Annotated in this window: 28 protein-coding genes and 1 pseudogene; 18 read left to right on the forward strand and 11 right to left on the reverse strand. The window is 72.9% G+C overall.

The window, feature by feature from the left end; translation table 11 throughout:
• Positions 1 to 4: 4 nt before the first annotated feature.
• The 13 genes and pseudogenes from OG254_RS46865 to OG254_RS46925 all read left to right on the forward strand — a co-directional run bounded on the left by OG254_RS46865 (position 5) and on the right by OG254_RS46925 (position 9,208).
• Positions 5 to 778 (forward strand): SDR family NAD(P)-dependent oxidoreductase, encoded by a 774-nt coding sequence (locus OG254_RS46865; protein WP_405594001.1) that lies wholly within the window; start codon positions 5 to 7, stop codon positions 776 to 778.
• Between the two features lie 43 nt (positions 779 to 821).
• Complete coding sequence (locus OG254_RS46870; protein WP_405594004.1) at positions 822 to 1,577, forward strand: FadR/GntR family transcriptional regulator; 756 nt, start codon at positions 822 to 824, stop codon at positions 1,575 to 1,577.
• Positions 1,574 to 2,719 carry a galactonate dehydratase gene (gene dgoD / locus OG254_RS46875; protein ID WP_405594006.1) on the forward strand — a complete coding sequence of 382 codons (1,146 nt, stop codon included), beginning with the start codon at positions 1,574 to 1,576 and terminating at the stop codon, positions 2,717 to 2,719. The genes OG254_RS46870 and dgoD overlap by 4 nt, the downstream gene beginning before the upstream one ends.
• A gap of 5 nt (positions 2,720 to 2,724) precedes the next feature.
• Entirely contained in the window at positions 2,725 to 3,570 is an 846-nt protein-coding gene (locus tag OG254_RS46880) for a hypothetical protein (RefSeq protein WP_405594008.1), read from the forward strand.
• The gene (locus OG254_RS46885; protein ID WP_405594010.1) at positions 3,561 to 4,193 is read left to right on the forward strand and encodes a bifunctional 4-hydroxy-2-oxoglutarate aldolase/2-dehydro-3-deoxy-phosphogluconate aldolase; all 633 of its coding nucleotides are present in this window, start codon (positions 3,561 to 3,563) and stop codon (positions 4,191 to 4,193) included. The genes OG254_RS46880 and OG254_RS46885 overlap by 10 nt, the downstream gene beginning before the upstream one ends.
• Positions 4,190 to 5,083, forward strand: coding sequence for an SMP-30/gluconolactonase/LRE family protein (locus OG254_RS46890; RefSeq protein ID WP_405594012.1), 894 nt, complete (start codon positions 4,190 to 4,192; stop codon positions 5,081 to 5,083). The genes OG254_RS46885 and OG254_RS46890 overlap by 4 nt, the downstream gene beginning before the upstream one ends.
• A pseudogene (locus OG254_RS46895) lies at positions 5,080 to 5,310 on the forward strand (PfkB family carbohydrate kinase); the annotation flags it as partial. The gene OG254_RS46890 and the pseudogene OG254_RS46895, both read left to right, overlap by 4 nt.
• Positions 5,311 to 5,348: 38 nt before the next feature.
• Positions 5,349 to 5,621 (forward strand): PfkB family carbohydrate kinase, encoded by a 273-nt coding sequence (locus tag OG254_RS46900; RefSeq protein ID WP_405594014.1) that lies wholly within the window; start codon positions 5,349 to 5,351, stop codon positions 5,619 to 5,621.
• Entirely contained in the window at positions 5,618 to 6,613 is a 996-nt protein-coding gene (locus tag OG254_RS46905) for a sugar kinase (RefSeq protein WP_405594016.1), read from the forward strand. The genes OG254_RS46900 and OG254_RS46905 overlap by 4 nt, the downstream gene beginning before the upstream one ends.
• 124 nt (positions 6,614 to 6,737) lie before the next feature.
• On the forward strand, positions 6,738 to 7,028 hold the full coding sequence (locus OG254_RS46910; protein WP_405594018.1) for a hypothetical protein: 291 nt from the start codon (positions 6,738 to 6,740) through the stop codon (positions 7,026 to 7,028).
• 115 nt (positions 7,029 to 7,143) lie between these two features.
• Positions 7,144 to 7,653 (forward strand): SRPBCC family protein, encoded by a 510-nt coding sequence (locus OG254_RS46915; protein WP_405594020.1) that lies wholly within the window; start codon positions 7,144 to 7,146, stop codon positions 7,651 to 7,653.
• Positions 7,650 to 8,708, forward strand: a complete 1,059-nt coding sequence (locus tag OG254_RS46920; RefSeq protein WP_405594022.1) for an LLM class flavin-dependent oxidoreductase — start codon at positions 7,650 to 7,652, stop codon at positions 8,706 to 8,708. Before OG254_RS46915 ends, OG254_RS46920 begins: the two co-directional genes overlap by 4 nt.
• Positions 8,705 to 9,208, forward strand: coding sequence for a winged helix-turn-helix transcriptional regulator (locus tag OG254_RS46925; RefSeq protein ID WP_405594024.1), 504 nt, complete (start codon positions 8,705 to 8,707; stop codon positions 9,206 to 9,208). The genes OG254_RS46920 and OG254_RS46925 overlap by 4 nt, the downstream gene beginning before the upstream one ends.
• A 15-nt stretch (positions 9,209 to 9,223) precedes the next feature.
• On the opposite strand, the gene OG254_RS46930 is transcribed toward OG254_RS46925, so the two are convergent.
• Positions 9,224 to 10,624, reverse strand: coding sequence for a M1 family metallopeptidase (locus OG254_RS46930; RefSeq protein ID WP_405594026.1), 1,401 nt, complete (start codon positions 10,622 to 10,624; stop codon positions 9,224 to 9,226).
• A 49-nt stretch (positions 10,625 to 10,673) separates the two neighbouring features.
• Between OG254_RS46930 and OG254_RS46935 the strand changes: the two genes are divergently transcribed.
• Positions 10,674 to 11,228 (forward strand): YciI family protein, encoded by a 555-nt coding sequence (locus OG254_RS46935; RefSeq protein ID WP_405595610.1) that lies wholly within the window; start codon positions 10,674 to 10,676, stop codon positions 11,226 to 11,228.
• Positions 11,229 to 11,233: 5 nt separating this feature from the next.
• Here OG254_RS46935 and OG254_RS46940 read toward each other — a convergent pair whose 3' ends face one another.
• The 5 genes from OG254_RS46940 to OG254_RS46960 all read right to left on the reverse strand — a co-directional run bounded on the left by OG254_RS46940 (position 11,234) and on the right by OG254_RS46960 (position 16,994).
• Positions 11,234 to 12,565 (reverse strand): cytochrome P450, encoded by a 1,332-nt coding sequence (locus tag OG254_RS46940; protein ID WP_405594028.1) that lies wholly within the window; start codon positions 12,563 to 12,565, stop codon positions 11,234 to 11,236.
• Between the two features lie 160 nt (positions 12,566 to 12,725).
• On the reverse strand, positions 12,726 to 13,688 hold the full coding sequence (locus OG254_RS46945; protein WP_405594030.1) for an immunity 49 family protein: 963 nt from the start codon (positions 13,686 to 13,688) through the stop codon (positions 12,726 to 12,728).
• Positions 13,689 to 13,742: 54 nt separating this feature from the next.
• On the reverse strand, positions 13,743 to 15,902 hold the full coding sequence (locus OG254_RS46950) for a hypothetical protein (protein ID WP_405594032.1): 2,160 nt from the start codon (positions 15,900 to 15,902) through the stop codon (positions 13,743 to 13,745).
• Positions 15,903 to 15,995: 93 nt separating this feature from the next.
• Entirely contained in the window at positions 15,996 to 16,214 is a 219-nt protein-coding gene (locus OG254_RS46955; protein WP_405594034.1) for a hypothetical protein, read from the reverse strand.
• 183 nt (positions 16,215 to 16,397) lie between these two features.
• Positions 16,398 to 16,994 carry a TetR/AcrR family transcriptional regulator gene (locus tag OG254_RS46960; protein WP_405594036.1) on the reverse strand — a complete coding sequence of 199 codons (597 nt, stop codon included), beginning with the start codon at positions 16,992 to 16,994 and terminating at the stop codon, positions 16,398 to 16,400.
• A gap of 148 nt (positions 16,995 to 17,142) precedes the next feature.
• Between OG254_RS46960 and OG254_RS46965 the strand changes: the two genes are divergently transcribed.
• Both OG254_RS46965 and OG254_RS46970 read left to right on the forward strand, forming a co-directional pair.
• Positions 17,143 to 18,060 (forward strand): NAD(P)-dependent oxidoreductase, encoded by a 918-nt coding sequence (locus tag OG254_RS46965; protein ID WP_405594039.1) that lies wholly within the window; start codon positions 17,143 to 17,145, stop codon positions 18,058 to 18,060.
• Positions 18,061 to 18,063: 3 nt separating this feature from the next.
• A complete protein-coding gene (locus tag OG254_RS46970; RefSeq protein WP_405594041.1) occupies positions 18,064 to 18,669 on the forward strand; it encodes an enoyl-CoA hydratase/isomerase family protein in 606 nt (201 codons plus the stop codon).
• A 134-nt stretch (positions 18,670 to 18,803) separates the two neighbouring features.
• Here the strand turns inward: OG254_RS46970 and OG254_RS46975 are convergent, their stop codons facing one another.
• From OG254_RS46975 to OG254_RS46990, 4 genes are all read right to left on the reverse strand, one after another.
• Positions 18,804 to 18,980 carry a hypothetical protein gene (locus tag OG254_RS46975; RefSeq protein ID WP_405594043.1) on the reverse strand — a complete coding sequence of 59 codons (177 nt, stop codon included), beginning with the start codon at positions 18,978 to 18,980 and terminating at the stop codon, positions 18,804 to 18,806.
• 5 nt (positions 18,981 to 18,985) lie between these two features.
• Entirely contained in the window at positions 18,986 to 19,477 is a 492-nt protein-coding gene (locus OG254_RS46980) for a VOC family protein (protein ID WP_405594045.1), read from the reverse strand.
• A 127-nt stretch (positions 19,478 to 19,604) separates the two neighbouring features.
• Complete coding sequence (locus tag OG254_RS46985) at positions 19,605 to 20,246, reverse strand: response regulator transcription factor (RefSeq protein ID WP_351192945.1); 642 nt, start codon at positions 20,244 to 20,246, stop codon at positions 19,605 to 19,607.
• Entirely contained in the window at positions 20,243 to 21,448 is a 1,206-nt protein-coding gene (locus OG254_RS46990; RefSeq protein WP_405594048.1) for a sensor histidine kinase, read from the reverse strand. The genes OG254_RS46985 and OG254_RS46990 overlap by 4 nt, the downstream gene beginning before the upstream one ends.
• A gap of 233 nt (positions 21,449 to 21,681) precedes the next feature.
• Between OG254_RS46990 and OG254_RS46995 the strand changes: the two genes are divergently transcribed.
• Positions 21,682 to 22,251, forward strand: a complete 570-nt coding sequence (locus tag OG254_RS46995) for a heme-binding protein (RefSeq protein ID WP_351192950.1) — start codon at positions 21,682 to 21,684, stop codon at positions 22,249 to 22,251.
• Positions 22,252 to 22,386: 135 nt separating this feature from the next.
• Complete coding sequence (locus OG254_RS47000) at positions 22,387 to 24,159, forward strand: protein kinase domain-containing protein (RefSeq protein WP_405594051.1); 1,773 nt, start codon at positions 22,387 to 22,389, stop codon at positions 24,157 to 24,159.
• Positions 24,160 to 24,163: 4 nt separating this feature from the next.
• On the opposite strand, the gene OG254_RS47005 is transcribed toward OG254_RS47000, so the two are convergent.
• Entirely contained in the window at positions 24,164 to 25,228 is a 1,065-nt protein-coding gene (locus tag OG254_RS47005) for a methyltransferase (protein ID WP_405594053.1), read from the reverse strand.
• Positions 25,229 to 25,264 lie beyond the last annotated feature (36 nt).

Below are 25,264 nucleotides of genomic sequence, written 5' to 3' on the forward strand. Positions count from 1 at the left end.
CACGATGGACCAGTCCCCACGCCGGCCCGGTGACCGCTTCACCGGCCGCACGGCCGTGGTCACCGGCGCGGCCTCCGGCATCGGCGCCGCCACCGCCGTCCGCCTGGCCGAGGAGGGCGCCGCGGTGGTGCTCGCCGACGTGGCGCAGGAGCGCGGCACGGCGCTCGCCGAGCGGATCGCCAAGGACGGTGGCCGGGCCCGGTTCGTGCGGGCCGACGTGGCGGCCGAGGACGACTGGCGCCGGATCGTGGCCGCCGCCCACGACTTCGGGCCCGTGGACGTCCTCGTCAGCAACGCCTACACCGTCGACGTGGCCCCCGTCCACGAGTTGACCCTGGAGTCGTGGCAGCGGCAGCTCTCCGTCAACCTCACCGCGAGCTTTCTCGGCTTCCGGGCGGTCCTGCCCGACCTGCGGGAGCGGCGCGGCGCGACCGTGCTGACCTCGTCCGTCCACGCCCGCGTCGGCATCCCCGGACACCCCGCCTACGCCGCCTCCAAGGGCGCCCTGCTGTCCCTGTGCGGCCAGCTCGCCGCCGAGTACGGGCCCGAGGTCCGCGTCAACGCCGTGCTGCCCGGGCCGATCCTGACCGCCGCCTGGGACCGGGTGCCGCCCGAGGAGCGGGAGCGCAGCGTCGCCGAGACGGCGGCCCGCCGCTTCGGCACCCCCGAGGAGGTGGCCGCGGCCATCGCCTTCCTGAGCGCCGACGAAGCCTCCTTCATCACCGGCACGAGCCTCGTCGTGGACGGAGGCTGGAGCGTCGTGAAGGCCTCGGCATGACCAGCACCCCCGTCCGCACCCTTCAGCAGAAAGGCTGTACGACATGACGCCCTACGCCCGCCGCGGCGTGCACGGCCAGACCGTGGAGGCCCTCGCCCGCCGCATCCTGGGCGGTCGGATCCCCGAGGGAGCCACGCTCGACCTGGTGGCGCTGCAGAGCGAGTTGGACGTCAGTCTCACCGCCCTGCGCGAGTCCCTGAAGGTGCTCGCCGCCAAGGGCATGGTCGACGCCCGACAGAAACGCGGCACGTTCGTCCGGGCCCGCGCCGACTGGAACCTCCTCGATGCCGACGTGCTGCGCTGGCAGTTCGAGGGCGCCGACGAGGCCACCGACGCCGACCGGACACTGCTGCGCAACCTCGCCGAGGTGCGCGCCATCGTCGAACCGGCCGCCGTGCGCCTGGCCGCCGAACGCCGCACCGACGCCGACCTCGCGGCCCTGGAAGGGGCGCTGGAGGCGATGGGGACGCAGGGCACCGACCCCGGGCAGGCCGTGGACGCCGACCTCGCCTTCCACCGCGCCCTGCTGACCGCCACGCACAACGAACTTCTGCAGCGCATGGAGATGGTCATCGAGCCGGGTCTCGCCCACCGCGACCGCATCGTGCACAGCCACCCCCACAGCGAGGACCCCGTACCGGCCCACCGTGCCGTCCTGGACGCCGTACGCGACCAGGACGCGCAGGCCGCCGAGACGGCGATGCGGGCCCTGCTCGCCCAGGCCGGACGCGACCTGGACCGGATCGACGGCCCCGACGACGGGGGCCCCGACGACACGAAAGGCACCGGCGGCAAGTGAAGATCACGCGCATAGAAACCTTCCTGGTCCCGCCGCGGTGGCTGTTCTGCCGCATCGAGACCGACGACGGCGTGGTCGGCTGGGGCGAACCCGTCGTCGAGGGCAGGGCCGAAGTCGTCCGCGCAGCCGTGGACGTCCTCGCCGAGTACCTCGTCGGCCAGGATCCGCTGCGTATCCAGGACCACTGGCAGGTGCTCAGCAAGGGCGGCTTCTACCGCGGCGGCCCCGTCCTCTCCAGCGCCGTCGCCGGCCTCGACCAGGCCCTGTGGGACATCGCGGGCAAGACCTACGGCGCCCCCGTGCACGCCCTGCTGGGCGGACCCGTGCGCGAACGTGTCCGCGTCTACGCCTGGGTCGGCGGCGACGAACCCGCCGAGCTCACCGACCAGATATCCGCCCAGGTCGAGGCCGGTTTCACCGCGGTCAAGATGAACGCGGCCGGCGCGACCTCGCCGATCACCACCCCGGCCGAGACGGCCGCGGTCGTCGCCCGCGTCGCCGCCGCCCGCGACGTCCTCGGCCCGGACCGCGATGTCGCCGTCGACTTCCACGGCCGCTTCACCGCCGCGAGCGCCCGCCGCGTACTGGCCGAACTCGCCCCGCTGCACCCGCTGTTCGTCGAGGAACCCGTCGTCCCCGAACACGGCCACCTGCTGCCCGGCCTGGTCGCCTCGACGTCGATCCCCCTCGCCACCGGCGAACGCCTCTACTCGCGCGGTGAGTTCCTGCCCGCCCTCACCGCCGGCATCGCCGTCGCCCAGCCCGACCTGTCCCACGCCGGCGGCATCTCCGAGGTCCACCGCATCGCCTCCCTCGCGGACACCTACGGCGCCCAGCTCGCCCCGCACTGTCCGCTCGGCCCGATCGCGCTGGCCGCCAGCCTCCAAGTGGCGTTCGCGACCCCGAACTTCCTGATCCAGGAGCAGAGCCGCGGCATCCACTACAACAAGGACGCCGACCTGCTGTCCTACCTCGCCGACCCCGCCCCCTTCCGGTTCGTGGACGGCCACGCGCCCCGCAACGACGCCCCCGGCCTGGGCATCACCATCGACGACGCGGCCGTACGCGCGGCCGACCGCGCCGGACACGCCTGGCGCAATCCGGTCTGGCGGCACTCCGACGACTCGTTCGCCGAGTGGTGACGTAGGTGCTGACGATCACCACTGACGCCGAGCACGGCGGGCGCTGGACGTCCCTGCGCTCACCCTCGCGCGAATGGCTCTGGCACCGCCCGGCACCGGAACGGGACAAGGCCGCACCCGGCGACGTGTTCGTGGACGCGGGCGGGCTGGAGGAGTGCATCCCCACCGTCCGCGGCCTCCCCGACCACGGAGATGCCTGGTCGCGCCCCTGGACCCGGACCGGCGACACCGAACGGGTACAGGGGGACTCCTTCACCCTCGCCCGGACCATCCGCCCCACCGCCGACGGCGTCCGGGCCGACTACGTCCTCACCGCTCAGCCCGGCTTCCGCTTCGTCTGGGCGGCCCACGCCCTGCTGGACCTGTCCGGGAACGCGATCGCGCACATGCCCGACGGCGCCACCACCCGCCTGTTCCCCGAGGCCGCCCCACTCCTCGTTGAGCCCTGGCCCACCGGAGCACCCTGGATCACCGGTCGCTGGCCCGCACCCCACGGGCTGCCGCTCCATCGACTCGGCCCCGACGACGGCACCGCGGTCGGGGCCGTCGTCGACACGCCGCTGTGCTGCGTCCACGACGACCACGACCGGCTCGCCCTGGAAGTACAGGCGGACGGACAGCCCGTGTCGATCGCCCTGTGGCGCAACCTCGCCGGCTACCCCCAGCCGCACCCCTACCGGAGCATCGGCGTGGAGCCCATGCTCGGCCGCGTCTTCGACCTCGCCGACGCCGGCCCCGACGACGCCGCGTGCGTCCCGCCGTCGGGCGAGGTCCGCTGGCGACTCACGATCACCGGGGCCTGCCGCTGCCCCGCGACCCCCGCACCGAAGGAGCACCGTCCGTGGACCTGACAGCCGCGCTGGCCACCCACCGCCTGGTCGCGATCGTGCGCGGCGACGACGCCGACGCCGCGCTGCGCACCGTGCGGGCCCTGGCCGAGGAGGGCGTCGAACTGATCGAGGTCTCGCTGTCCGGCAAGGACGCCCTCACCGTCATCGAACGCGCCCGCCACGCCCTCGGCCCGGAGCGCCCCCTCGGCGCCGGCACCGTCCTGACCGCCGAGGACGCCCGCGCCGCCCACCGCGCCGGAGCCGACTTCGCGGTCACCCCGGGACTGGGCGACGGCGTCGTCACGGCACAGGAGTTGGGCATGCCGGTCCTCGCCGGTGTGCTGACCCCGACCGAGATCATCGCCGCCCGCGCCCTGCGCGTGGCCGCGCTGAAGATCTTCCCCGCAGCCCAGTCCGGGGGAGCGGCCTATCTCAAGGCCCTGCGCGGCCCGTTCCCCGACACGCCGTTCGTCCCCGTCGGCGGCATCGACGAGGCGGCCGCCCGCGCCTGCCTCGCGGCCGGTGCCCTCGCGGTCGGGGTCGGCTCACCCCTGGTCGGCGACGCCGCCGACGGCGGCAGCATCACCGCCCTCAGGGAGCGCGCCCGCCTGTTCCGCACGATCGTGGCGGAGGCGACGCCATGACGGCGGACCTGCGCGCCGCGCGCCCCGACCGCCTCGAACTGGGCGAGGGCATCCGCTGGACCGGCACGGACGTCGTCCTCGTCGACATCCTCGCCGGGCGGCTGCTGTCCGCTCCGCACGAGCCGACGGCACCCCTGCGCACACTGGCCCAACTCCCCGTCCCCTTGGGCGCCGTGGCCCCGGTCGCCGGACACTCCGGCACCTGGATCGCCGCCGCCGGCACCGGCATCTGCCTGCTGCACGCAGACGGCACCCTCGACTGGCTGGCCCGGCCGGAGGACGACGCCCCGACCCGCATGCGCATGAACGACGCCGTCGCCGACCCGTTCGGCCGGTTCTGGGCCGGCAGCATGGCCTACGACGCCGACGAGGGCGCCGGTTCGCTGTACCGCCTCGACCGGGACGGCACGGTCGTGCGGGTCCTGGACGGCGTCACCGTGCCCAACGGGCCCGCGTTCACGCCCGACGGCGGCCTCATGTACCTGGCCGACAGCGCCCGGGGCGTGGTCCGGCGCCACGCGGTGGACCCGGTGACGGGCGACCTGGGCGCACCCGAGGAGTTCGTGACGATCCGCGACGGCAGCCCCGACGGCATGGCGGTCGACGTCGAAGGCGCCGTGTGGATCGCCGTATGGGGCACCGGCACCGTACGCCGCCACCTGCCGGACGGCACGCTCGACCGCACACTGCGGCTGCCCGCACGGCAACCGGCCGGCGTGTGCCTCGCCCACGACGTCCTGCACATCACGACCGCCCGCGTGGGCCTGGGCGTACCCGGCGACGAGGACGGTGCCCTGTTCACCGCACGCGTGGACGTGCCCGGCACACCGACGCCCGCCTGCCGGCTCGACAGCGTCCGCCACCCCTCGGCCCTCGGGGATCCGGCATGACCGCTCCCTGGCGCCCCGCTTCCGGCCCGGTCGTCTGCGTCGGTGAGACGATGGCGGCCCTGGCTCCCGACCCGCCTGGCCCCCTGCTGACCGCGCCCCGGCTGCGGCTGTCGGTGGCGGGAGCCGAGTCGAACGTCGCCATGTACCTGGCCGACCACGGCATCCCGGTCGCCTGGCTGTCGGCCCTCGGCGACGACCCCTTGGGCCAGCGCGTCCGCGCCACGGTCGACAGCCTCCGCAACCCCTCGGCCCTCCGGGATCCGGCATGACCGCTCCCTGGCGCCCCGCTTCCGGCCCGGTCGTCTGCGTCGGTGAGACGATGGCGGCCCTGGCTCCCGACCCGCCTGGCCCCCTGCTGACTGCGCCCCGGCTGCGGCTGTCGGTGGCGGGAGCCGAGTCGAACGTCGCCATGTACCTGGCCGACCACGGCATCCCGGTCGCCTGGCTGTCGGCCCTCGGCGACGACCCCTTGGGCCAGCGCGTCCGCGCCACGGTCGACAGCCTCCGGCACCCCTCGGCCCTCCGGGATCCGGCATGACCGCTCCCTGGCGCCCCGCTCCCGGCCCGGTCGTCTGCGTCGGTGAGACGATGGCGGCCCTGGCTCCCGACCCGCCTGGCCCCCTGCTGACTGCGCCCCGGCTGCGGCTGTCGGTGGCGGGAGCCGAGTCGAACGTCGCCATGTACCTGGCCGACCACGGCATCCCGGTCGCCTGGCTGTCGGCCCTCGGCGACGACCCCTTGGGCCAGCGCGTCCGCGCCACGGTCGCCGCGCCCGGCGTCGACGTCTCGTACGTGCGCACCGACCCCCACCGCCCGACCGGCCTGCTGGTCAAGGACCCCGGCCCCGCCGGGACGCGCGTGCACTACTACCGCCGCGGCTCGGCCGCCTCCGCACTCGGCCCCGATCTGCTGGACAGCCCGCCCGTGCGTGAGGCAGCGCTGCTGCACCTGACCGGCATCACTCCGGCGCTGTCCGCGTCCTGCCGGGACCTGGTGGCCCGGGCGCTGACCGACGAGCCCGGCACCCGCCCGTACGCGGTGAGCTTCGACGTCAACCACCGTGCCGCCCTCTGGCCGGACGGCGTGGCTCCGGCGGTGCTGCGCGACCTGGCCGACCGGGCCGACATCGCCTTCGTCGGCCTGGACGAGGCGCAGGCGCTGTGGGGCGAGCACCTGACCGCGCGGGCCGTACGGGAGCGGCTCCCGCATCCGCGCGTCCTCGTCGTCAAGGACGGGGCGAACGCCGCGACCGCGTTCACCGGCGAGGGCGCCGTCACCGTGCCGACGCCGCGCACGACGGTGGTGGAGGCCGTGGGCGCCGGCGACGCCTTCGCGGCCGGTTTCCTCACGGGCCTTCTGCGGGGCGCGACCATGACCGACGCCCTGCGACTGGGCCACATCACCGCCGCTTCCGCCCTCCAAGTGACGGGAGACCACGGCCCGTTGCCCGGCCCGCGGGAGACGCAGGCACTGCTCGCCCTGTCGACGCGGGAGTGGGCGCGGCGGGCGGTCGTGCAGCCGTCGGCCTGAGCCTCACCGGTGCTCGACCTGTCGACGCGGGAGTGGGCGCGGCGGGCGGTCGTGCAGCCGTCGGCCTGAGCCTCACCGGCGCTCGACGCGCGGCAGAGTATTTGCCCGCCTATGCTCCATTTGTGTGACGACTCTCTTCCAAGAACTGGTGGCGAAGGAGCGCGCGGCCGAGCAGGCACACGGCCGCGTGGAGAAGCTGCGCGGCATGTACGGACCGCCGACGCAGCACGGCGGCTGGAGCCCGCGGCAGACCGAGACGTACAACACCGCCCTGCGGGCCTGGCGGGACCTGGCCCGGGAGGTGCAGTTCGCGCTGGCCGAGTACGCCAGGTCACGGGGCGAGACGCGCAGCGACGTCGAGGAACAGGTGCGCAAGGCCGTCTGGCCCACGGAGGGCGGCGGTACCGGGGCATAGCGGCACCGGGGCATGGGACAGTCGGCCCCCGGTGTCGGCGTTTCTCTTGACGCGTCGGTCTCGTTACGCAACTCTGAAGGTCAATGGCCTTCATCGCGGAAGGGGTTGGTGCGGGGTGGAGTGGACGGGCGCACGCTACGCGGACACACCCACGGTCGAGGTGAGGGCGTGGATCGACGCTCCTCCGGACCGGGTGTGGCAGATCGTCTCCGACGTGACGCTGATGCCGGGCATGAGCGACGAGCTCCAGTCGGTCCACTGGCTCGACGGCGCGTCCCGCCCCGCCGTGGGCGCGCGCTTCGTCGGCCGGAGCAGGCACGAGGCCCTCGGGGAGTGGGAGACCACCTCGCACGTCATCGAGTGCGCGTCCCCGCGCGTCCTCGCCTGGGCCGTAGACGACCCGTCCCGGCCCTCCGCCGTCTGGCGCTTCCGGCTCGACGGCAGGGACGGCGGAACCGAGCTGTCGGAGTGGATGCAGATGGGACCCGGCCGGTCCGGTCTGTCCTTCGCCATCGACGAGATGCCGGACAAGGAGCAGAAGATCGTGTTCGTGCGGATGCGTGAGTTCGAACGCAACATGACCGTCACCCTCGGGCACATCAAGAAGCTGGCGGAGGAGCGATGAGGACCGCGACGACGATCGAGGCGTCCGGTCTCGGTACCTGGCGCAAGCAGGCGGACTTCGTCGTCGAGGCGGAGAAGCTCGGCCTGGACATCTGCTGGGTGGCCGAGGCCTGGGGCTCCGACGCGCCCTCCGCGCTCGGCTACTACGCCGCCCGCACCGACCGCATGCTGCTGGGGTCCGGCGTCATGCAGGTCGGCACACGCACGCCGGTGGCGCTCGCGCAGACGGCGATCACCCTCTCCAACCTGTCCCAAGGGCGCTTCCTGCTGGGCCTCGGCCCCTCGGGCCCCCAGGTGATGGAGGGGCTGCACGGCGTCCCGTTCGCCCGCCCCCTGGCGCGCGTCCGCGAGACGGTGGAGATCGTGCGACAGGCCATCGGCGGCGACAAGATCGACTACTCCGGCGACGAGTACCGCATCCCGCTGCCCGGCGGGGACGCCGTCCCCATGAGGCTGTCGATGCGGGCCGAACACCCCGTGCCGATCTACCTGGCCGCCCTGTCACCGGCCATGCTCCGACTGACCGGCGAGGTCGCCGACGGCTGGCTCGGCACCAGCTTCGTGCCCGAGGGAGCGGCCGACGCCTACTTCGCCCCGATCGACGAGGGCCTGGCGCGCGGCGGACGCGCCCGCACCGACCTGGACATCTGCCAGGGCGCGGAGGTCGCCTTCGCCCCCGACGAGGAAGCGCTGGGCGCCATGGTGGCCGACCGCAAGAAGGAACTCGCCTTCAGCCTCGGCGGCATGGGCTCGGCGTCCACCAACTTCTACAACCGCGCCTACAGCCGGCAGGGCTGGGCCGAGGTCGCCGCGGAGGTACGGCAGCGCTGGCAGGCCGGGGACCGGGACGGAGCCGCCGCGCTGGTCAGCGACGAGATGGTGCTCGCGACGACGCTGATCGGCACCGAGAGCATGGTCCGGGCACGGCTGGGCGTCTGGCGCGACGCCGGCGTGGACACCGTCCGCCTGTATCCGGCGGGTGCGGACCTGGCCGCCCGCCTCGACACCCTGGGCCGCGCGATCGAGTTGGTCCACGAGGTCGGAGGACGGGCGTGAGCGCGCGTACGTCCTTCGCGAACTGGCCGTGCTCCATCGCGCGGACCCTGGACATCGTCGGCGACGCCTGGACCCCCCTGGTCCTCAGAGAGGCGTTCTACGGCAGCCGCCGCTTCGACGAGTTCCAGGGCGAGTTGAGGATCGCGCGCAACACCCTCACCGACCGGCTGCGACGCCTGGTCGAGGCGGGACTGCTGGAGAGACGGCTCTACGAGAGCGAGCCGCCGCGCCACGAGTATCTGCTGACGGAGCAGGGCAGGGACCTCTTCCCGGTCCTGGCCGCGATGGCCCACTGGGGCGACCGGTGGCTCGCCGGCCCCGAGGGACCGCCGATCACCCTGCACCACGAGGCATGCGGCCACGACGGACACGCCGAGGTGGTCTGCTCCGCATGCGGCGAACCGCTGCACGCCGACGACACGGTCGCCCGGATGGGCCCCGGCTATCCGGAACGGCTCAAGTCCCGGCCCGACGTGCGGCGCCGCTTCTCGCCGGAGTGAGGCAGCGGCCCGCGTTCACCGGATGCGGTGCCGCTTCCAGAAGGCGCCGAGGTCCTTGGTCGTCACGGACTGCGCGGCCTTCTTGAAGTCGGCGGTGGTCGAGACGCCGTACCAGTGGTCGTGGGCGTACCGCTTGAGGAGGCGGGCCATGGTGCCGGCGCCGAGCGTGCGCTCCAGGTCCGCAAGCGCGCAGGAGCCGGCCGTGTAGATCAGGTGGTACTCGCCCCGGTGCGCGGCCCAGTACGCCATCGAGTTGGTCAGCGCCGTACGCTCCCTCGGCCAGTCGACCTCCGACCAGCAGTCGCGGGTGTCCCAGCCGTAGAAGCGCGCGTTGGCATACTGGGCGAAGCTCTCGTCCAGCCAGGGCGCGCCGTACTCGTCGTTGCCGACGATGCCGTACCACCACTGGTGGGCCACCTCGTGGACGACGGCACTGCCCTCGTCGGTGGTGCCGAGGAGGACCAGTCCCGGGTACTCCATGCCGCCACCGAACTCGCTGGTCATCACCAGGTCGATCTCGCCGTACGGGTAGCGGCCGAACTCCTTGCCGAACCGGTCCACGGCGGCGGCGCCGTCCGCACGCGTGAGGCGCACCCCCGTCGCGGACGTCTGCGGCGCCCAGTACGACTTCACCCGCACGCCCCCGGGCGTGGTCGCGACGGCGGAACGGAACGGGCCCGCGGCCCAGGCGAAGTCCCGGACCCGCTGCGCGACGCTGACGGTGACGCTGCGACCGGGCGCGCCGGGGAGGGTCCGAGTGCGGCCGGTCGCGGGGATCTTGAGGTTCGAGGGGTGGTCGAGCGCCACGCGGAAGTCGCTCGCCAGGGTGTAGAAGCTCTCACCCGTCGACACATACGGATCGAGGTGCCAGCCCTTCGCGTCGTGCACGGCGAGCACGGGCAGCGCGTTGCCGAGGAAGCGGAAGGCGCCCTCGCGGCCGAATCGGTCGTTGCGTTCGGGGACGGTGATGGACACGTCGAAGGAGACCGCGGCGCGGTCGCCGCGCGCGAGCGGCCTCGGCAGGGCGATCCGCAGTGCCGTGCAGTTCACGCTGGGCCGAGCCGCGGTGCCGCCGCGCACCTTGGACACTTCGACGGCGGGCGGTGTGTCGGTGGTGCCGCACTTGTCGACGCCGTTGCCCCACAGGCGGACGTACACCTCGCTCAGCGGACGAGCGGAGGAGTTGCGGAAGGACACCCGCTGCCGGCCGGTCCAGCGGGAGCCGTCCGCGTTGCCGCGCAGCGTCACGTCGTAGCGAGGCCGATCGGGGGTCGCCGCCTCGGTGTCGGCGACGGTCCGGGGCCTGGGCGCCGGGAGGGCCGCGGACCCGGCGCCGCCCTGCGCCACGAGCAGCGCGAGCAGGACAACGAGCAGACGGGCAACGGTCCTTGGCGTCCAGCCGGTAGACGAGGGCATGACAGCGGATCATGCCACAGAGCGTGAGGTAATGGCCCAGAATGGGGGAATGGAGTTCTTCTGCTACCACCGTGACCGGCCCGGCTCCCTGGCACTGCGCGAGCAGTTGCAGGAGGAGCACTGGTCGTACATGGACCTGTTCGCCGAGCAGTTGATCGCGCGCGGCCCGACGTTCGCGGCGGACGGCGAGACGCCGACCGGCAGCGTGCACATCGTCGACCTGCCCGACCCCGCCGCCGCCCGCGCGTTCGCCTTCGACGAGCCCAACTACCAGGCCGGCGCCTACCGGGACGTGCTGCTGCGCCGGTGGCGCAACATGCTGGGACGCACCATGTGGGACTTCCCCGGAGGTGCTGACGAGGGCAACCGGTACATGGTGCTCGGCCTCGGCCTCGGCCCAGACCGGACCGCCGCCCCGGCCGAGCCGCCCGAGAACGACGAACTCATCGCATACGGACCGCTGCTGTCCGACGACGGCACAGCCTGGCTGGGTACGGCCGCACTGGTGCGGGCGCCGGACGCGGCGACGGCGCGCACCGTGCTGGAGTCCGCCGTGTACGCCGACGTCGAGGTCCACGACTGGGAGTTCGGCGGGCGGCGCTGAGGGCTTCAGACCGCCGGCGGTAGCAGCGTCGCGGGCGTGGGGCCGTCAGGGCGGACCGTGAAGCCGTACTTCGCCTTCGCGGGGGTGGCGGAGAACGCCACGACGTGGGCCGGCATCAGATGTTCGAGCAGGACGGTCGACTCGCGGAGCGCGAACTGAATGCCCAGGCAGGCACGGGGGCCGATGCCGAAGGGGAAGTAGGCGCCGGTGTCCGTGGGGCGGCCGCCGGGGGAGAGGAAGCGCCGAGGGTCGAAGTGCTCCGGATCCGGCCACAGTTCGGGATCGCGGTGGGTGAGATACGGGCAGACCAGGAGATCGGTGCCCGCCTCGACCCGGTAGCCGTCGAGGGTGTCGTCCTCGGCGGCGTGGCGGGGCATGAGCCACGCGGACGGGTACAGGCGGAGCGTCTCGTGGACCAGTGCCTGGATGGCCTGGCGGCGTTCCTCTGAGTTTTCGTCCCCGGCGGCGAGCGCTTGCTCGCGAGCGGCGGGGTGCTGATCGAGAAGCAGATACAGCCAGGTCAGGGTGCTGGCCGTGGTCTCGTGCCCCGCGGCGAGCAGCGTCACCAGCTCGTCGCGGATCAGCCGGTCGGTGTACTCGGGCCGCTCGGCGCCGGCTTCCGTGAGTACGTGAAGCAGTCCCGGCCCGTCGGGGCCGACCTCTCCGGCGCGGGCGGCCTCGATCGCGTGCCGGGCCACCGCGTCGATCCGGGCGAGATCGGCGGCGACGGCCGCCCGGGCGTCCTTCGTGTCGGCGGGCAGCGTCGGCAGAGTTGCCCCCACGGCCTCGATGGCCTCCAGCTCGCGCTGGGTCTCGTCGTCGAGAGGGTGGCCGGTGAGGGAGCGCCAGATGGCGTCCAGGGCGAAGCGATGCATCTCCCGCCCTACATCCAAGGTCTTGCCGGTACGGGCGTACTCGGCCCAGCGCTCGGCGGTCGTCCGGGCCGCCTCGGTGATCCGCCGGTCGTAGCGGCGCATCCCGGTTCCGGTGAACTGGGACTGGAGCAGACGGCGTTGCCGTTTCCACGCCTCGCCCTCGGCGGACAGGACACCGTCGCCGACCAGCAGCCGGGCGCGGTGGGAGCGCTTGACGTACTGCTCCGGGTGGCGGGCGAGCACGTGCTGGACGGCCCGCGGCTCCGTGACGAGAACGGTGCGGGCGGGCCCGATGCGGAACGCCGCGACACCGCCGACGCGCTCGCGCACCTGAGCCAGCAGCTCGACCAGTTCGCCGCTCTGCGAACGCCACCGCTCCACGAGCTCCGGTTCGGCTTCGGGCACCGGCCGTGCCGTGCCGGGCGGGTGCGGGAGGGAGCCGGGGCCGGCTTCGGTGTCCATGTTCCATCTCCTGGGTGAGCCGCTGGAGTCGGCCGCGACGGCGCGTGCCGACGCCACGGACTGTACGGGAGCGGACACACTTGGTGGAGGTACGTCCGGGGGCGGTCGGGAGCGCGGGTAACGCCCCCGCACCACCACCCGGAACGCCAGAACGATCCGCCTACTTGGCGCCCCAGAGACCCAGATTGTTCCCTTCGCCCGCAGCCGCCCGCCGCAACGCGTCCGGGGAACCCAGCAGGCCGAGCGGCAGATAGCCGGACCGTACGGCCGGCTCCCACCCGTGCACCTGGACCGCGAGGGCGGCAAGAGCCAGGGCGTCGAGCGGCAGCAGGGTCCTGGGAGCGGGATCGGGTTCCGCCGACGACACGCTCTGCCGGTGCTCGACCAGCCGGGCGGCGAGGGCCTGTTCGAAGGCCGACGGATCGTCGTCGAGGAGGACGCGGAGGAGCCGTTGGTCCGGTGACAGCGAACCGACCGCGTCCAGTCGCCGCGCCGCCTCGGCCCGCTCGCCTGCGTCCGGCTTTCGCAGGGTCACGGTCGGCCAGTCGCGGGGCAGGTGCCCGCGCTCCTCGGTCAGATAGCCGCACAGCGCATCCATGGCGGCCAGGTCCGCCGGTGCCGAGGCGGAGGTCAGCTTCGAGTACGGCACCCCGTCGCGGATGGCGGGCGCGTAGTCCCCGCGCAGCAGCAGACCGATCACCCGCTTCCACTCCCACACCGCGCCGCTGACCACGCACAGCGCGAAAGCGTCGAGCCAAGTCCGAGCCGTGGGAGCCTCCTCCACGGCGTCCGCGAACGACACTTCGTCGGTGCTCAGCGTCTCGCCGATGAGCGGGAAGGGGATCTCCTGATCGCCGTCGGGAAAGCACCCGGCGCTCAACACCCCCAGGGAACACTCCGCTGCCGTTCGCAGTACGGCTTGTGACGACTCGTCGAGCGCGGGGTCCTCGCCGGCACGGGCGGCGACATGGTCGAGGAGTTCGTCGCGCATCCTTCGCAACTGCCCCAGGGACGGGCCGTCGTAGCGCATCGAGTGCCAACGCCCTCTGGCCCGCCCTCCGATGCCGTCCAGGGCCTGAGCCGTCCGCTCTTCGCCGACCTCGTGGCACGCCACTTCCCGCACGCTGCCGTCCTCTCGTGATCTTCACACTCGGACTCGGCATGGTATGCGGCCCCGTCAGCCGCCACTCGCCGGTGCACCTTGCGCAGGCTCCTCCGGGGGAGGCCAGCGGATGTCGCCCTCGATCATGCGGCGGGCGAAGTCCCTGGCCTCGTCGATCAACTCGGCGTGACGCGTGGCTCGTCCGGTGCGGAAGTCGTGATCGGCGAGGTCGCGGTCCTCGTCCATGCCGCCGTCGTCCTCGTCGTCCTCGAAGGCCTCGGTGTCGAGGTGGGTGAGAAAGGCGACCAGCTCAGGCCGTGTGCCGGGCGCTGACGCGATCTCCTCGCGGACGCGGGCCGGGAAGCCGCAGGAGTAGCGACTGCCGTGGTACTCGTCGACCATGCCGAGGAAGATCGCGTCGAGGCTGGGGAACGACGCCGGGGCGACGACCTCGGCCGGCAGTGGCGTTCTGTCGTCCCGGCCCTTGTGGTTCCAGCAGTCCTGTTCCAGGTCGAGTTCGAGCAGGCGTCGAGCCGCACGGGACGCGGCCAGGTCGGTGAGGCCGCCGTCCCCGATGATGTTGTCGTGCAGGTCCAGTTCCCACAGCTGCGGCAGCACGGCCCAGGCCGCGAGGGCCCGCGCGCCTTGCGATCCGACGCTGTTGTAGGCCAGCGAGACGCTGTGGAGGCGGGGAGCCGAGGCGGTCGAGGCGAGGGCTTGGACGTCGGCGTCGCCGAGTCCGCAGTCCGCGAGCTTCAGGGAACGCAAGGTGCGCCAGACGGGGGCGTCCTGGAGTGCCGTCGGCCAACTGCCCACGGGATTGCACGACACGTCGAGGGTGCCGAGCACCGGCAGCCCCTCGGACCTCATCAGCGCACCGAGCCCGTCCGAGGAGAGTCCGGTGGCCGCCATGCCCAGATGCGTCAGATTGGTGGCGTTGTCCGAGGAGGCCCATGCCTCGGCGGCGGCGTCGCCGACGGGTTGGATGTCGGGGCGGGCGTAATAGGGCGAGCCGCTCTCGCGACCGCTGAGGTCGAGGTGCTCGAGCGCGGGCAGACGGACCCCGGCCGCCAACTGCCGTGCCCCCTCGGCACCGAGGCGATTGCGGCTCAGATCCAGGTGGCGAAGGCGCGGGAAGGTGCCGGTGGCGGCGAGTGCCGTGGCCGTCCTGTCCGTGGCGACGAGGTCCGTGAGCGTCAGCTTCTCGATGCGCTCGGGGTCGACGCTTGCGAGTACGCGCGCGATGGCAGCGTCGCCGACCGGCAGCAGTTCGAGGGTCAGCTCGGTCAGCTGGTGCAGCACGCCACCGGCGACGATGGCGTCGACACCGCGCTCACCGAGCCCTTCCCGGCCGAGACCCATCGGCGTGCCGCGCACCACGAGCGTGCGCAGCCCCGTGAGGTCCGCCCGCGCGAAGAACGCCTCGGACGCGTCGTCGTCCTCGTCGATGACATTGCCGAAGTACGGCTTCCACAGCGGCTGACGACCGTTCTTGCCGCAGCGGAACCCGATCGCGAGGCGGTCGAGCCGGGCGAGTTCCGGGCGGGCGGCGAGGTCGAGTGCTTCCTGCGCGCTGCACACGAGAACGTCGACGGAGCGCAGGTTCGGCACATGGCCCGAGCGCAGGAGGTGCACGAGGTCGGGGGCCCGAAGACCCACGTGGCGCAGCTGCCAGGTCCGGCCCTCCGGCGGGCTGAACGACGGCTTCTTGAAGTGCCACATGTCTTCGTCGACGCCCACGAGACCGAGCGATTCCAACCGGGTGAGGGCATCGTGCCCGGCGATCCGCGCGAGCAACTCGCCGTCCGAATCGGTGAGACCGGCGATCCGGACCGAGCGCAGGTTCTCCCAGTGGTCCAGCGTCGCGGCCAGTGCCTCAAGTTGCTCGCTCGCGTACCAGCCGAGGTCGAGACGGGTCACCCCGCGCACTTCCGCGCAGGAGCGAGGGTCCGGCAGGGTGGGGTCGACCGTGCCGTTGCGCGCGGACTGGGGGGCCAGGGACCGCACGAGCCGCCAGGTGGGCTTCGAGTGACCGGCCTTCAGCGCGGCGAGCCAGGACCACGGCGCCGCACGCACCTCATCGGGCCAGGAAGCGAGCCGCTCCTCGCAGCGCGACACGAGATGCTCGGGACAGCCGGCACGCAGGAGAGCGGCAGACAGTGCACGAAACGCGAGTCTGTTCGGTGGGCCGTCCAGGATCTGCTCGATCTCTGCATCAAAATCAAAGTCGATCACGGGCGTAACTTACTGCCAAGCCTTGCCCAGCGCTCCAGCCGCTCCAGCGCTCCAGGACGAGAACTTCTCAGCCCCCGCAGTCTTCACACCCGGCTAGGCATCCGCCTCATGCGACCCGGGGATTCGACCTGAAGCCGTTCGCTGATCCGAGCGTTTCGCGTACGTCCCCTCCGGCTCCGTCGCCTCCTTCGGCGTCACCGCGTGCCCACCCGGATGGCGAATCGCGCACAGGAATCCGACGCCGAGGGCGATGGCCATACCGTAGAACACCCACTGGTTGGCCTCGGCGAAGTCCATGCGGATCGCGTTCATCGCGTTGCGCGTCGCCGTGGCGGCGGGCCCCGTCCCCGTGTTCGCATCACCAGCGGTGCGCGGACGTCGCGGCGACGAGTGGCGCCCGTCCGCCGTACGCCGGTGGTGACGCGGCGCGGACAGACGTACCGTCACTTCCGTGCGGTGGGCCCTCCATTGGCGGCGTGCCGCCGCCGAAGGTCGTCAATCCGCCCTGGTCACTGCCGCGTCGAGCATGGGGCCGAGTTCCCGGGCCACGGTCGTCAACGCCCGTACGTTCCGCTCCGCCCGTGCCATCAGGATCGCGCCCTCCAGCGCGCTGATCATCAGCGTGGCGAGCCCCCCGGCCCGCTCCCGCGGCACCCCCATGTCCACGAGGGCGCGGGTCACCGGCCCGGTCCAGGCGGCGAACGCGTCGGACGCCGCCTCCCGCGTGGACTGCGTGGACTGCGCGCAGTCCACCGTGGCCGCCGCGACCGGGCAGCCGCCCGCGAACCCGACGGCCTCGTACTCGTCGGTCCACTGGCGCACCATCTGCGCGAACAGCCCACCAGGCGTCGGCTCGTCCAGCGCGGCGAGGAACCGGGCCACCCGGTTGCCGGCGTACCGGCCCGCCCAGCCCACCGCCTCGTTGACCAACTGCTCCTTGCCGCCGGGGAAGTAGTGCTGGAGCGAGCCGCGCGGCGCCGACGCGTGCGCGGCGACCTCGCGCATCCCCGTGGCGGCGACCCCGTCCCGCCGGATGAGCTGGGCCGCGCTGAAGACCATCCGCTCGCGCGGCCCTCGTTCGGACACCGCCATCCCAACCTCCATCCCCGTTCCCGCAAGCCGTGCAGCCCCATCCTATGACCGCCGTCATAGAGTGCGGGTACTATGACCGCTGTCATAGCGGCCGGCGGCGACGGCCCGATCCTGGCGCGCGAGCGTGGATGAGAAGCGGCGGTGCATCGTGTACGTGGGTTTCATCGGCCTCGGCGTCATGGGACAGCCCATGGCGCTCAACCTGGCTCGCGCGGGAACGCCCCTCGTCGTGTGGAACCGCAGCCGCGACCGCAGTGAACCCCTGCGCGCCGCCGGAGCCGAGATCGCCCGGAGCCCCGCCGAAGTCTTCGAGCGGGCGCGGACCGTGATCCTCATGCTGGCCGACGAGGCCGCCCTCGACACGGTCCTCGGGCGCGGCACCCCGGACTTCGCCGCGCACGTCGCGGGCCGCACCCTCGTCCACATGGGCACGACCGCGCCGGAGTACTCGGCCGCGCTCCAGGACGCCGTACGGGCAGTGGGCGGTCGCTACGTCGAGGCCCCGGTCTCCGGCTCCCGCGTCCCCGCCGAACAGGGCGAACTCGTGGCGATGCTCGCGGGCGACGACGATGCCGTCGCGGCCGTACGCCCACTCCTGGCCCCCATGTGCCGCGAGACGTTCGACTGCGGTGACGTACCGGGCGCCCTGCTGATGAAGTTCTCGGTCAACCTGTTCCTGATCACCCTGGTCACCGGACTGACCGAGGCGTTCCACTTCGCCGGCCGCCACGGCCTCGACCAGCGTCTGCTCCGGGACGTCCTCGACGCCGGCCCCATGGCCAGCGCGGTCTCCCGGGGGAAGGCGCCCAAACTGCTGGGCCGGGACTTCGCCGTGCAGGCGGCGGCCGCCGACGTCCTGAAGAACAACCGGCTGATCGCCGAAGCAGCCCGCAAGGCCGACCTGGCGTCCCCGCTGCTCGACGTCTGTCACGCGCTGTTCGGCGAGACCGTCGACCAGGGACACGGCGGCGAGGACATGGTGGCCGTACTCCATGCTCTGGAGGCCCGGACAGCGGGCCACGTGCCACTAACCGTCCCGAACTCCCCGGAAATCAGCGGAGGTTGAGGAATGAGGTGGACGATCGAGCGACGCGGCCGGGTCGCCGTGGTGACCATGACGACCAATCCGGTGAACGCGCAGGGGCGGGCGTTCTTCGCCGACCTGCATGACGCGTTCGACCGGCTGGAGCGCGACCACGCCGAGTCGCCCGTGGTGCTGACCGGCACGGGCGGCCGGTTCTCCGCGGGCCTGGACCTGGGCGAGCACTTCCCACTCTTGGCGGGTGACCAGGCAGCCGTGGGGGAGTGGTTCGCGGACTACCGGGCCACCAACGTGCGGCTGTTCACGTACCCGCGTCCGACCGTGGCGGCGGTGAACGGGCACGCGTTCGCCGGGGGCCTGATCACGGCGGCGGTGTGCGACCACCGGGTCGCGGTGGCGGAAGGGGCCAGGTTCGGGCTGAACGAGGTGCCGATCGGGATTCCGATGCCGGCGGTGTACGTGCGCATGCTCGCGTACGCGTGGGGTGAGCCGGTGGCTGCCCGCACCTGCCTGCGCGGCGAGATCTTCGGCCCGGAGCAGGCGCATGCGCTGGGGATGGTGCACGAACTGGCGTCGGCCGAGGAGGTGGTGAACCGTGCCGTCGAGGTCGCCGGGGCCACGCCGGAGGACTGAATCGAGCAGTACGCCTTCACCAAGCGGGCCTGCCAGGCCGCGGTGCTGCGCGACATCGCCGAACTGGCCGATCCGCTCGACGGGGAACTGCCCGCCGGGATGACGAGCGACCGGGCCCGGCATGCCCATCGACGCTACTGGCAGCAGCTCAAGGGCAGCCCCGCCCCCTGGTGAGCCATCGGCGGCCAGGAGGCCGCGCGTTCCTGGAGCAGGGTGCGTTCGGCCGGGTCGGTCGTCAGGTCGAGTGCCGGCCGGTCCGCGGTACGGGCCTCGTCTGGGCGGTCCAGGGCGCGCAGCAGAAACAGCGGCACGTACGTCAGGCGTCGCCTCCCTGCCCCAGCACGGCGGCCATCCGTCGCTCCAGCTCCTCGGGTGCCACGTCCTCCACATGCGTGGCCACGGTCCACCAGTGCCCGTACGGGTCCACGACGGACCCGTCCCGGTCCCCGTACAGCTGGTCCTGCGGTGCCCGCTTGAGCGTCGCGCCCAGCTCCACGGCACGGGCGACGACCGCGTCCACGTCCTCGACGTAGACGAACAGGAACGTCGGACTGCCGGGCAGACCGCCGGCGGGCGGCGCCTCGGTGCCCATCAGGCGCGTGGCGTCCTCGACGATCACGACCGAGTCCCCGATCTCGATCTCGGAGTGCAGGATGGTCCCTCCCGGACCCGGGACCCGCGTCCGCTCGGTGGCTGCGAACACCTCGCGGTAGAACTCGAGCGCCTCGGCAGCGCCCTGGACGACCAGGCACGGGGTGACCCGGCGGTAGGTGTCGGGAATCGGATTCGGCGTGGCTGTCGGTGACATGGGTTCGCCTCCTTGTGCGGCTCCTGCGCGGAGCGGAATGCCCTGTCACCAAGGAGACGATCGGCGGCCCGGCGGCTACGACAGGCGCACCGACGTATTTCGGGGCCCCGCCGACGGGAGCCGTCCGTCAGGGCAACAGCCGCCGTTCCTTCGCGACGGCCACCGCGCCCGCGCGGGTGTCGACACCGAGTTTGTCGTAGATGCGGCGCAGATGTGTCTTCACCGTGGCCTCGCTGATGAACAGGGCGCGGGCGATGTCGCGGTTGCCGATGCCTCGGGCGAGCTGGGCGAGGATGTCGCGTTCGCGGTCCGTGAGCGTGGGGCGGGGCCGGCGCAGGCTCGCCATGACGCGGCCCGCGACCGGGGCGGACAGGGCGGTCCGACCCTGGGCGGCGGCGTGGATCGCGGCGAACAGCTCGTCGGGGCGCTCGGCCTTGAGCAGATAGCCCGTCGCCCCCGCCTCGATGGCACGGGTGATGTCGGCGTCCGTGTCGTAGGTGGTCAGCACCAGGACGTGGGAGCGGGCGCCGGGGGAGGACGTGAGACGGCGGGTCGTCTCCACGCCGTCGATGCCCTCGCCCAGCTGCAGGTCCATCAGCACCACGTCCGGGGCGAGCTTCGCGGCCAGCGCGAGCGCCTCCTCACCGGTGCCGGCCTCACCGACGACGTCGATGTCCGGGGCGCTGTCGAGCAGGGCGAGCAGCCCGGCCCGTACGACGGCATGGTCGTCGCAGACCAGGATGCGCACGGGAGCGCGGTCAGGGGTCATCGGGGCGCCTCCAGGGGGACGGCCGCGGACAGGACTGTGCCCTCGCCGGGCGTGGACTCGACGGTCAGCGTGCCGCCGAGCGCGCGCAGCCGGGCCCGCATGGCGGGCAGTCCGTGGCCGCGTCCGTTGCCGGGGGAGTCGGGCTGGGCGGCGGGGTCGAAGCCGTGGCCGTCGTCGGAGACGTCCAGGACGGCCGTGTCGTCGAGGACGGTGAGGGTGAGGGCGGCGTTGCCGGCGGCGGCGTGCTCGCGGACGTTGGCCAGGGCGCCCTGGGCGATCCGCAGCAGGGCCGACCGGACCCGGTCGGGCAGCTCGGGGAGACGGCCGTCGTCGTCGATGTGGACCCGTACGGTGAACTGCGCGCCGGACTCCCGGGCGGCCAGGGCACGCAGCGCCTCGTCGAGGCCCTCTCCGCGGGCGAGGTCGGCGGGCGCCAGGTCGTGCACGAAGCGCCGGGCCTCGGCGAGGTTGTGCTCGGCGACGGACGCGGCGGTGCGCACATGGGCGCGGGCCTTGTCCGGTTCGGTGTCCCACACCCGGTCCGCCGCCTGGAGCAGCATCCGCTGGCTGGACAGGCCCTGGGCGAGCGTGTCGTGGATCTCCATGGAGAGCCGCTGGCGTTCGGCGAGGGTACCCTCGCGGCGTTCCGAGGCGGCGAGCTCGTGGCGGGTGCGGATCAGGTCGTCGATCAGGACGCGCTGGCGTGCGGTGTGCCGTTCCATCTGGAGGAAGACGGCGGTGGCGAGAGCGGCGACGGCCGGCGGCGCGAGGACCAGGTTCGGGTCGAACCGGCCCGAGAGCTCCACCTGCGCGGCGACCACGAACACGGTCAGGACCGCCACGAGAGCGAGGGCCGCACGCGGTGGCAGCGTGCGCAGGCCCGTGTAGAACAGCGGCACGGCGCACCACGCGAAGCTGGGCGCGAGCACGACCAGGACCATCCACACCACGACGGTCAGCGCCAGCCACACCGCGTGCCGCCGGGTGGGCCGCGGACCCGCGTCGCCGGCCTTGGGACCCAGCAGGTGCAGCACCGTCAGCACGACGCACAGCGCGATGATCCACGGTGTACGCGGTTCGCCGGGATGACGCAGCAGGAAACGGGCGAGCGCCCCGCCGAGCAGCAGGAAGAACGCCGCGTGCATCACGGCGCCGAGCCACCTGGTGTCCACGGTGCTCGGTTCGTACGACCGGTTCCCCATCCGGGGCCGCCTCCTTCCCTGCCTGTGGGCGCTGAACTGGGCAAACACCTCCATTGTGGCCCGGTGTGGCCACGGGTGGGTCAACCGATCGGATGACCCCCGTGTCGTCCGTCCCGTGGCCCCGGGGCAGCCGGAACGTCGACGGTCCGGGGCCGTTCGCGGGCCCAGGGTGGAGAGCGGATGAAGCGGGGCGGCAACCGGGCCGCCCGCCCACCGAAGGAGTCGACCGACCCATGAACCCCGTGCACAAGAAGTTCTCCCGCCGTGCCCGCGTCGCCACCGGCGGTGCCGTGCTCGCCGTCGTCGCCCTGGCGGGCTTCGGCGCGGTGTCCGCGAACGCCTCGTCGCCCGCCACGACGCCTTCGGCCGCCACCTCGGCCACGGCCCCGGCCCGGGCCACCACGACCTCCACCCACCTGACGATCGATGCCGCCACCGAGGCCGCGCAGGCCGCGCTCGACGCCGCCGAGAAGGAGAACCAGCGCGTCACGGTCGCCGTCGTCGACCGCAACGGCAACACCGTCGTCACCCTGCGCGGCGATGGCGCCGGCCCGCAGTCCTACGAGTCCGCCGAGCGCAAGGCGTTCACCGCGGTCTCCTGGAACGCCCCCACGTCCCAGCTGACCGAGCGCCTCCAGCAGACCCCGAACCTGAAGGACATCCCCGGCACCCTGTTCCTCGCGGGCGGCGTCCCCGTCACCGCCGGCAACGCCCCGATCGCCGGCATCGGCGTCGCGGGCGCCCCGTCCGGCGCGCTGGACGAGAAGTTCGCGCAGGCGGGCGTGACGGCCCTGGGCCGCTGACCTCCGGGCTCGGTCACCTCCCGACCAGTGCGCGGGGGCGGAACACCGCCCGGTGCCCGCCCCCGTCACCCCGCGCCAAGTGCCCCGGTCCGGGGCCGGTGAACGGTGTCGGTGGCGGCAACTAAGCTCCCGCCCATGAGTGAGGCAGACAGAGGTCCCGGCAGACGCGTGGTCGACGGGCGCTTCGAGTTGGAGACCCGTCTCGGCGGCGGCGGGATGGGGACGGTCTGGCGGGCCAGGGACCTGGTGCTGCACAGGCTGGTGGCGGTCAAAGAGGTCCGTCCGCCCGACCGGGACCTGGCCGAATACGACCCCGAGGGCGCGCGGATGCTGCGCGAGCGTGTCCTGCGCGAGGCCAGGGCGCTGGCCCGGATCGACCATCCGAACGTCGTCACCATCCACCACATAGTCGACGGCGGCGACGGCACCTACCCATGGATCGTCATGGAGTTGGTCAGCGGTGGCTCGCTGGCCGACCGGCTGGCGCAGGGGCCGATGCCGCCCGCCGAGGCCGCGCGGATCGGCCGGGGGGTGCTGGCCGCGCTGGCCGCCGCGCACGACACCGGTATCCAGCACCGGGACGTCAAACCCGCCAACGTCCTGCTGCGACCCGACGGCCGTCCCGTCCTCACCGACTTCGGCATCGCCGCTATCCGCGAGACGACGACCAACCTCACCGCCACCGGCTCCATCATCGGTACGCCCGACTTCATGGCCCCCGAGCGCATCTCGGGGCACGAGGGCGGCGCCGCCTCCGACCTGTGGTCGCTGGCGATGATGCTGTACACCGCGGTGGAGGGGAACCATCCGCTGCGCCGGGGCAGCACCCTGGCCACCCTCGCCGCGGTCCTCAGCGATCCCGTGCCGCCACCGGTACGGGCCGGCGCCCTGGGCGATGCCCTGATGAGCGTGCTCGTGCGGGACCCGGCGGCCCGGCCGCCCGCCGCCGAACTGGACCGCCGGCTGGCCGACATCGAGTCGGGGCCGACCGGTCCGGTGGGCGCGTGGGCGGAGCCCACGTCCTATCCGCTGAACCCGCCGCCCCTCTCCTCCACCACCATCTCGCCCTCCTACCCGGGGACTTCCGCCTCGTCGACCACGTCCGTCCCCTTCGGCACCCCCGCGCCGGCGGCCGCCCCGACCGGATTCGGGCCGCCGGTCCACCCCAGCGCCCTGTACGGCACGCCCCAGCCGGTCACCTCGCCGGTGCGCCCGGCACGCCGTCGTACCCCCAACCTGCCCGTCCTGCTGAGCGTCACGGGGACCTCCCTGGCCGGCGCGCTCGTGCTGGTGTGGTGGCTGGTGCCCTACGGAGGCGGCTCGGGCGATTCGGGCGGGCGCACCCCGTCGACTACCTCGGCCCCGGACTCGACCCGGTCGTCCACCGCTTCGTCGGGCCCGTCGTCGACAGCCGAGGCCCCGGCCGCGCAGCGCTCTCCCGACGCGCAGACCGCCGGCCTGCTCACCCCGGACGGCATCCGTACCGCCATCAAGGCCCTGGAGGAGGAGACCGGCCGGGACAGGTTCGGCGACTTCACCGTCTACGAGGACTACGTGTCGGCCGACGTGATGGTCGACGGCAGCGACACCAAGTACGACTCCTACACCTACCGCCCCGGACGAGGCGTGGAGCAGGGCATCATCAAGAGCTCCCTGGCCGGCGGCGATCGGCCCGTCACCCTCGACGGCTTCAACTGGGACGCCGTCCCCGCGCTGCTCGCCGAGGCGGACAAGAAGCTCAACGTCGAGAACCCGGACGCCCGTTACCTCATGGTGAGACAGCCCAACGACACCTTCGACACCCCGGCCGGCCTCGCCGTCTACCTCACGGACGAGTACGGGCAGGCCGGCTACCTGGAGGCGGACACCAAGGGCAAGGTGAAGGACGTGCGGCCCGCAGGGGACTGACCCGTCAGGCCGCCTCGGTCTCGATGACGGAGAACGGCGCGGCCTCGGCGAGCGGGGTCACGGAGCGGACGGACAGGCCGGCGCGGCGGCACACGTCCTCGAAGTCCTGCCGGGTGCGCTCCCGGCCTCCCACGTTGACCAGCATGTTGAGGTCACTGAGGTAGGTGATCCCGCCGTCGCTGACAGCGGCCCGGGCGCTCGTGTCGACGACTTCGGGAAGCACCGGTTCCACGATCAGCACGATGCCGCCGGGCGGCAGCACCTCGCGGCAGTGGGTCAGGATCGTGACCGCCTGCTCGTCCGTCCAGTCGTGCAGGACGCTCTTCATCAGGTACAGGTCCGAACCCCCGGGCACGGAGCGGAAGAAGTCCCCGGCGAGCAGGGAACAACGCTCGCCGAGCCCGTGCTGTTCGAGCGTCTTCGGTGCCTCGGCCAGGCCCTGTGCCGTGTCGAAGACGGCGCCGGTGAGCTCCGGATGCGCGTCGAGCACGGCGGCCAGGAGCGTTCCGTCGCCGCCACCGACGTCGGTGACCCGGGTGAACCGCCCGAAGTCGTAGGCGTACGGCAGCACGGCGGCGGTCTCGGCGACGGCCTGGCTCATCGCCGCGTTGAACGCCGCCGACAACTCGGGGTGGTTAGCGAGGTGGCTGAAGAAGTCCGTGCCGAAGACGGTGTCGAACGCGATCTCGCCGGTACGGACACTGCCGTCCAGGTGCTCCCAGGCGCGCACGATCGCCGGCTCGGTGAACATCCGCACGAACGAGGTGAGGGAGTCCGGGTGGCCGGAGTCCAGGAGCGCGCCGGCGGGCGTCACCGAGAAGGAACCGGGTGCGTGCTCCTTGAGCAGCCCGAGGCCGGTCAGGGCGCGCAACAGCCGTGTCATGGGCTGGGGTTCGGTCCCGGCGTCCGCGGCCACGGCGGTGGCCGTGCGCGGGGTGTAGCCGACCAGCTCCACCACCCTCAGCCGGACCGCCGCGCGCAGGGTCTGCGCGGCCATGCTCCCGAACGCGAGCCGGACGATGAGATCGCGGTCGGCCATGGCCGTCGCTCGGACATCGGTGTTCGTCACAGGTGCTGTCCTTCCTGCGTAGGGAGGCAATTCCAG

Source organism: Streptomyces sp. NBC_01092 (genome assembly GCF_045039535.1).
In the GTDB taxonomy this organism is placed as follows: domain Bacteria; phylum Actinomycetota; class Actinomycetes; order Streptomycetales; family Streptomycetaceae; genus Streptomyces.